Raw genomic sequence first — 6830 nt, 5'->3', positions numbered from 1 at the left:
GATTGCCACGAAAGTGTTTTTTCTTTGAAAAAAGATTCTACGGGTAATAAATGCCACTGAATTCCTGTTTTTAATTTGAAAATAATAGCATCTACCACTTCTTCTAAAGGAACTGTTACTTGAAATCCTCTTTTTGCTCGTGGCAAATGTGGGATTATTTCATCTTTTATTGTATCTTTGTCGAGTATTTTATACATCATAGGGTTGACTTTGAAATAATTATGTCTTGCAACACAAATTTCGTCAACCCTTTTTTATTTTCCAAAAAAAGTTTAAATCAGTTCTATAAAAAAATAATAATATGCTACTAATGGGGGTGTAAGAAAAAAATCTATACAACCATAGTCTAAAATGGTATAGTGGGTAATGAGTGTTTTCTTCTAGTAAAAAATATTATTCCGATAATAAAATTCACTATATTTGCAATATCATAATCGGAAAACGGAAAAGCGTTTAAAATTATTCTGTTATAGTTAAATCTGCAAAATTTCACTGATAGTACAGAATAGTAAGAAAGACGCTCACACCTCTTATACAGGTGTGGGTTCTTCTTATTTGTAACTATCAGGGTATGCAGAACCTAACTATATGCAAATAAGATTAAGAGTCCCACGCCTTTCTCATATATTTTATAATCAAAAAACAAACTTCATTTGGGGCTGATGAAGGAAATCTGTTATGAAGAATATTTTTTATTTACTCTGCTTGATGGTATTATTTACCTCAACCACTCAATGCTCACGAAACAATGATGACACTGAGAGCGACAATTACTTTCCTAAACAATCCCAAGTAAGACCACCAAACTGGCTTATAGGCGAGTGGGAAGACTCAGAATACACTAGACCCATATCTTTTATTTTTACTAGAGATAATATCATTATGAAAGAACCTGGTATGGTACTCTTGGATGTAAAAAAATCCATAAAAGAGGTAGGTTCAAGCGATTTTTACAACCAAGAGACTAACGGTAACAACTACTTTAAATTTAGTATTAGTGCTGGAACACCATTAAACTTTTATGCAAAATTTAAGCGAATAAACAACGATAAAGTCCTTTATTCTATCAATGGAAGTCCCTATGATGATATGTGGTTTGAACTAGTTAGAAAAAAATAAAAGCATAAGAAATGGAAGCATTAGTAATAGGCATAATATTAGGTATCGCGATAGCAATAGCCATTGGGGAATATTGGGGAAGAAGCAAGCATATTGGAAGAAACTGGTCTATATTGTTTTTACTTTCAGGAGGATTTGTCGTTGGATTGGTAGTGATAGCATTAAGTCCAAGTGCCAAAAGTGTTCCTACAATTGGTACTAGAGCACACAAAAATTGGGGATATATATGTATTATACTAGGAATTTTTGGAATTTTCACGCTCAGTCCTATTTCAATATTTCTAATATCTTTAGGAATTTATCTAACCAAATTAGAAAAAGGAGAAATAATTAATAACAACCCAAAGTTTTATTTTGATTTCGATTTAAACCTAAATAAAACTTATAAAATCCGTAACGAAACTTATAACGAGAAAGATTTTGATAAGTTAATCGAATTAAAAAACAAAAACATCATTACAGAAGAAGAGTATAATCAAAAAATAGCAATACTTAATAAAAGAAAAGCAAAAAAAGAATTTTTAGAATCAGATACATATAAAACATTAAAATCTCTAAGAGACAAAGGACTATTAAGCAGGGAAGAATTTGATTCTAAGGTCAATAATAATTATGAAAACTTTTAACCGCATCAAATAATATTATGGAAAAAATAATGAAATTTGGACTCGCTATACTATTAGCAATATGTTTATTAGATATGCCCTATGGTTACTTTCAATTCGTACGATTCTTAAGTCTAATAATTTTTGTTGTTTTCGCTTATCAATCCAAACAGCAAGGCAAGGAAGTTGAGGCAGTTATTTATATAGCATTAGCGTTACTATTTCAACCTTTCTTTAAAGTTGCTTTAGGGCGAACATTATGGAATATTATTGATATACTGGTTGCAATAGGACTAGTTCTAACAATATTTATTCAAAATAAACAAAATAATAGTAATTTTTGAAATAATATAAGTAAAGTAACAATTAATAAGATAAAAAATGAATGAAATTATAACAAATGGTACAGCAATCAAACAAAGGATAATTGCTGAAATTGAGAAGGCAAGTCAAAATATTTTTCTTGCTATGGCTTGGTTTACCGATAGGGATATTGCTAATGCCATTATCACTGCAAAAAACAGAAATCTTGTTATTGATATAATACTATCGTCAAATGTACAGAATGAAACTGTTAAACAAATGTTTAAAGATGCAAACATTAGCATACATGCATTTGAAACTGGTGATGAAAGAGGTGTAATGCACCATAAGTTTTGCCTTATTGATAACAAAATTTCAATTAATGGCTCTTATAATTACTCTTATAATGCGAGCAGTAATAATGTTGTAAATATTCAGATTTCTGACGACCCAGAAACATACCGACAATTATATGCTGAATTTGAAAGATTGAAATATAATATAGACCACCAGATAGATGTAAATATAAATACCGCAAACCCTATGGAACAAGTAATCACAAAATCCAAAAGTATCAAACCAGTAAATTCTGCCGAGAGTTTCTCTCAACAATTATCAAACTTAATCTATACTACCGCCAATATTAATACAGAAAGTTATAGAGAAAAAGGCTATAACCACTCCAAAGATAGTGCGGGAAATATAGATATTTTTGATGCAAAATATAAAGAAATTAAAGAGCAAATTAAAGCCTTAGCAACTGATGATACCTTAAGCAGTAAAAAAAGTGTTATCATCCAAAACATAAACTCTGCATTTGAAAATAAAAAAACAGAAATAGAAAATGACAAACAAAATGAATTAAAAGCATTAGAGTCAGAATATGAAATAGAAATTAAGCAAATTAATTCTAAAATTGAGGAAATCAAGCAAGAGAAAATAACCCTTGAATCTGGAAATAAAAGCACTGGCGAAAAAGGACTTTTGCAAATTAACAATGAGATTGAGAAAAATAGGCTTCAGCGTAATGCACTAGAGGCTAATTTTATGGTTAAAAAGTTTTGGACAGTAGGGACAGTTTTTCAAATACTGATATTAACTATTCTAGCCTTTTATTTATCTATGTTTTTTGCCTCTGCTATGTACAAAGTATTTTTTGAGGGAAATATCATTCGTAATTCATTAGAAGCAGGTATAAATCCTGGACTACCACAGATTGTTGATGCAAATGCAATATTAAAAATATTTGATAGTCAAGGTATTTTATTTGGAGTAATGGCTTTATTCTTTTTCTTGATACCAGTATTGTTATCTAATTTGAAATTGGTGGGCAGTAAGAAGAAATGGGTTAATACTTTATGTTTCTGGACAGGTATTTTGATTTTCGATATTGTAGTATCTATTATGGTTGCAATGAATACAGATGAAATTAAAAACCTACTCATTGGACAGCAATCACAATTAAAAATTTGGGAAGTACCTTCACATGGGGAATTCTGGCTCATTTTCGTATTTGGAATGCTACCTCTAATTATTACTCATTATATTATAGAATCTATTGTAAAAACCTATAAAGAATCACAGCGTGAAACCGTTGATGCAGAAAAGAATAAACAGATAGAAATGTTAGATGAAGAATTGCTTAATTATAATTTACAAAAAGATATTCTTCTAAAAAGTATTAAAGAAAAAGAGGAGTTACTAAAACAAAAAAATGCTGAATTAGAAAAATTAGAAAAACAAATAAACACTCAAAAAAATAATATAGAACAGATATTCTCAGAATTATTAAAGAATATAAAGGCTATATATGATGATTTTGTTACAAAAATCACAAGTGGTAAAATATTTACAGATGAGATTTTAAATAGTGTTTCTACTGCCTATAAGTCTGGATATATAGAATATCTACCTGAATTATATTCTAATATTGAAGTAGCAAATAGGGCTAAACAAATTGAACAATTAATAAGTAAATAATTATTACTAATGAAACAGTTTTTAGCATATTTTGTAACATTATTATTGTTGCAATCTTGTTTACCCAAATCACAAAATAAAAGCCTAACCTATCAAAATATTGTGATTATATCCGATATGTCTGATAGAATTGAGCCTATAATTAATGGTAGTGAGCCCAATCAACAGTATCCACCTAAAGATGTAAAAGAAATTTCTAAAATCCTTACTTATTTTAAAAATGAGTGTGTAAAGCCTGGTGAAAAAATTGGAGATAAATCATGTATTTCATTTTCTACTTTTTCAAATGAATCTATCACAAGTATTGATATAGATAATATAAAAGGGTTAGGTGATAAACAGCAGTTCATTAATTCAACTGGCAAGTATAAAAATAAAGGTTTAGATTTTGAAATTGAACTATTTAAACAGAAAGTACAAAACACTTACGATAGTATTCGCAGTCAAGGTTTGGATTTAATTAGTGTAATGATTGATAGAATTGAAAATAAACCTCTTATTAAGGAAAGTACATCTTTAATTAATGGTACAGATACAACATCTATAAATTACGATAATCATATCTATATTTTTACTGATGGTTATTTAGAGTATAAAGGCAAGAGTACAAACAATCAATTCTATTTTGGAAGTCCTGAAATTGAAAAAATAAGAACCTATTGTAAAAATAATAATGTAGATATAACTACTGCACTTAAAAATAACAGCACATTATGCTTGCCCATTGTAAAAAATGATAAAAACAAACTGATTAACCTTCATATTTATGAAACACATGAAAGAGATAAAAATACTACATTACAAACATATAATCATCCACTAGGATTAAGAGATAATGAAATTCTCGAAGCAGTATGGAAAAAATGGGCTACAGATAGTGGATTTAAAAGTTTTGAATGGAAAAAATATTAAGTATAAAACAATATAAATTATGAAAACAACTAGTTACTTGCAAGGATTTAAGTATATCAATTGATAGACAAAATGATAAAGCCAAAATAGAATTTAATAAAATATGTAAATAAAATATGACTATTGATAATAAAATTTACTATATTTGCAATATCATAATCGGAAAACGGGAAAGCGTTTAAAATTATTCTGTTATAGTTAAATCTGCAAAATTTCACTGATAGTACAGAATAGTAAGAAAGACGCTCACACCTCTTATACAGGTGTGGGTTCTTCTTATTTGTAACTATCAGGGTATGCAGAACCTAACTATATGCAAATAAGATTAAGAGTCCCACGCCTTTCTCATATATTTTATAATCAAAAAACAAACTTCATTTGGGGCTGATGAGGTAAAATACTCATTATGAATAAAATAACATTTTTTATTGCAATGATTACTTTTAATATTGCAATGGCTCAGACAAAACTTCCTTTTTTAGGTCCAAAAAACTTTAATTTTACAGGTGGCTCATGCTGTGAACAAACCATAACAATAACAAAATCAGGAAATTGTATTATTAAAAATATATCTTCTGTATCTGGTGTAACCGTCATGTATAAAGGAAAATATAAAACTGTAATGTGGACTTATGAAAATGGTAAAAAAATTTATGGCTATAAGTTAATCGGCAGAAATAAAATAATGTCTCTAAATTCAAATGGAAAACCAGAAGAATGTGACGAGGGAGTACCATGTATAGCAACACTTTTTTAAGATTGCTAAACTTATCGAAATACAAAAATTAACCTATTAAAAATGTACACAATGAAAAAATTAGTTTTATCCTTAGGGTTTATATTCTTAAGTAAAGTCAGTTTTGCACAAATAAGAATGGCTCCCATACCAAAAGCAGATGTATCTCCACTAACTAATGCTATGGGAGTTCTACAACAAAGATACGAATACAATTCTAACTATGTATTAAACTATTATAGGGATATATTAAATAAAGTTTCTGATTCAGAATTGCCTTATGAAACAAGAAAAAATATAAAAAATAGATTTAAAGAAACTATATCAAACCAAGTTTTTAGTAGAAACTTTGATTATAGTAGAAATGATGTAACCCAAAATGTAATAGAATATATGAATAAAAACGGCTGATAAAATAGTTGAAAGCGAACTTAAAAAATTAACAAATGAATAAAATATTTCTAGCAATTGCTTTATTAGGGGTAACTAATATTTATGCACAGAGCAAGTTCCAATGTAATGATATAAATAGTTATCAAGTACTCCAAAAATATAATGAAATTAAGCATTTAGGTGTAAATTATAAATCTCCAAATAATAAAGAAATAATTCCTTTAATGATAGACATTCTAAAGGATGACGGATTAAGGCAAATATGTATTGATGCTGCATATGACGACCACCTAAAAGGTACTGAAAATAACTACAGAAGATATATTAGAGATACTAAAAATATTTCTAGAGAGGCGTATATGAAAAATTATGATTTTTTGGAAATGTTTAATAGAATGGTTACCGTCCTAGAAGAGACTACAAATTATAGAAGAAAAAGATAATGGTATCTATACAGAAAGTGAGTTTAATGCTAAAGTGAATGATATAGTAAATTCAGGCATGCAAAAGCCCGGTAGTATCTCATAAACTGTGTAAGTTAAAAAGAGGTTTTGAAAACTAGTTTTCAAAACCTCTTTTTAACTTAATTTGCAATTTTAAACATGATTTAGATATGATTGACAAGAATGAACTTTTAAACAGTAAGGAATTTTACAAGTCCTTCAAGAATGGAGAAGACCTAAACTCTTTCTTCAAAGAACTACACAAGAAAGCCATAGAGCATATGCTTTCGGCAGAACTTGACGCTCATTTAGACAATGAAAAACACGAGAAAACCAAAG

The 6830-nt window shown here is 28.5% G+C and carries 9 protein-coding genes and 1 pseudogene; 9 read left to right on the top strand and 1 reads right to left on the bottom strand.

Annotated elements, in window-relative coordinates; all coding sequences use genetic code 11:
- The coding region (locus C237_RS0109285) for a transposase (protein WP_018676223.1) at positions 1-200 on the bottom strand (200 nt) is incomplete at its 3' end.
- A 508-nt stretch (positions 201-708) separates the two neighbouring features.
- On the opposite strand from C237_RS0109285, the gene C237_RS0109280 reads away from it, so the two are divergent.
- From C237_RS0109280 to C237_RS15225, 9 genes and pseudogenes are all read left to right on the top strand, one after another.
- A complete protein-coding gene (locus C237_RS0109280) occupies positions 709-1119 on the top strand; it encodes a hypothetical protein (protein ID WP_156809745.1) in 411 nt (136 codons plus the stop codon).
- 11 nt (positions 1120-1130) lie between these two features.
- Positions 1131-1745 carry an SHOCT domain-containing protein gene (locus C237_RS0109275; protein ID WP_018676221.1) on the top strand — a complete coding sequence of 205 codons (615 nt, stop codon included), beginning with the start codon at positions 1131-1133 and terminating at the stop codon, positions 1743-1745.
- A gap of 17 nt (positions 1746-1762) precedes the next feature.
- Positions 1763-2068, top strand: a complete 306-nt coding sequence (locus C237_RS0109270; protein WP_018676220.1) for a DUF6804 family protein — start codon at positions 1763-1765, stop codon at positions 2066-2068.
- A 37-nt stretch (positions 2069-2105) separates the two neighbouring features.
- The gene (locus tag C237_RS0109265) at positions 2106-4007 is read left to right on the top strand and encodes a phospholipase D-like domain-containing protein (RefSeq protein WP_018676219.1); all 1902 of its coding nucleotides are present in this window, start codon (positions 2106-2108) and stop codon (positions 4005-4007) included.
- A gap of 9 nt (positions 4008-4016) precedes the next feature.
- Entirely contained in the window at positions 4017-4919 is a 903-nt protein-coding gene (locus C237_RS0109260) for a hypothetical protein (protein WP_018676218.1), read from the top strand.
- Between the two features lie 406 nt (positions 4920-5325).
- On the top strand, positions 5326-5676 hold the full coding sequence (locus C237_RS0109255; protein ID WP_018676217.1) for a hypothetical protein: 351 nt from the start codon (positions 5326-5328) through the stop codon (positions 5674-5676).
- Between the two features lie 51 nt (positions 5677-5727).
- On the top strand, positions 5728-6066 hold the full coding sequence (locus C237_RS0109250; RefSeq protein ID WP_156809744.1) for a hypothetical protein: 339 nt from the start codon (positions 5728-5730) through the stop codon (positions 6064-6066).
- 35 nt (positions 6067-6101) lie between these two features.
- A complete protein-coding gene (locus C237_RS0109245) occupies positions 6102-6491 on the top strand; it encodes a hypothetical protein (protein WP_018676215.1) in 390 nt (129 codons plus the stop codon).
- A 170-nt stretch (positions 6492-6661) separates the two neighbouring features.
- Positions 6662-6830: pseudogene (locus tag C237_RS15225) on the top strand (IS256 family transposase); the annotation flags it as partial.

The organism is Riemerella columbina DSM 16469, from assembly GCF_000374405.1.
Classification (GTDB): Bacteria; Bacteroidota; Bacteroidia; order Flavobacteriales; family Weeksellaceae; genus Riemerella; species Riemerella columbina.
Note: the sequence above shows the minus strand (reverse complement) of the source record. Positions and strands in the feature narration are given on the sequence as shown.

What these genes read in the sequence shown, in the direction of transcription:
- C237_RS0109280 (WP_156809745.1), top strand. Translation starts at nt 709, where the DNA reads ATGGTATTATTTACCTCAACCACTCAATGCTCACGAAACAATGATGAC.
- C237_RS0109275 (WP_018676221.1), top strand. Translation starts at nt 1,131, where the DNA reads ATGGAAGCATTAGTAATAGGCATAATATTAGGTATCGCGATAGCAATA.
- C237_RS0109265 (WP_018676219.1), top strand. Translation starts at nt 2,106, where the DNA reads ATGAATGAAATTATAACAAATGGTACAGCAATCAAACAAAGGATAATT.
- C237_RS0109255 (WP_018676217.1), top strand. Translation starts at nt 5,326, where the DNA reads ATGAATAAAATAACATTTTTTATTGCAATGATTACTTTTAATATTGCA.
- C237_RS0109250 (WP_156809744.1), top strand. Translation starts at nt 5,728, where the DNA reads ATGAAAAAATTAGTTTTATCCTTAGGGTTTATATTCTTAAGTAAAGTC.
- C237_RS0109270 (WP_018676220.1), top strand. Translation starts at nt 1,763, where the DNA reads ATGGAAAAAATAATGAAATTTGGACTCGCTATACTATTAGCAATATGT.
- C237_RS0109260 (WP_018676218.1), top strand. Translation starts at nt 4,017, where the DNA reads ATGAAACAGTTTTTAGCATATTTTGTAACATTATTATTGTTGCAATCT.
- C237_RS0109245 (WP_018676215.1), top strand. Translation starts at nt 6,102, where the DNA reads ATGAATAAAATATTTCTAGCAATTGCTTTATTAGGGGTAACTAATATT.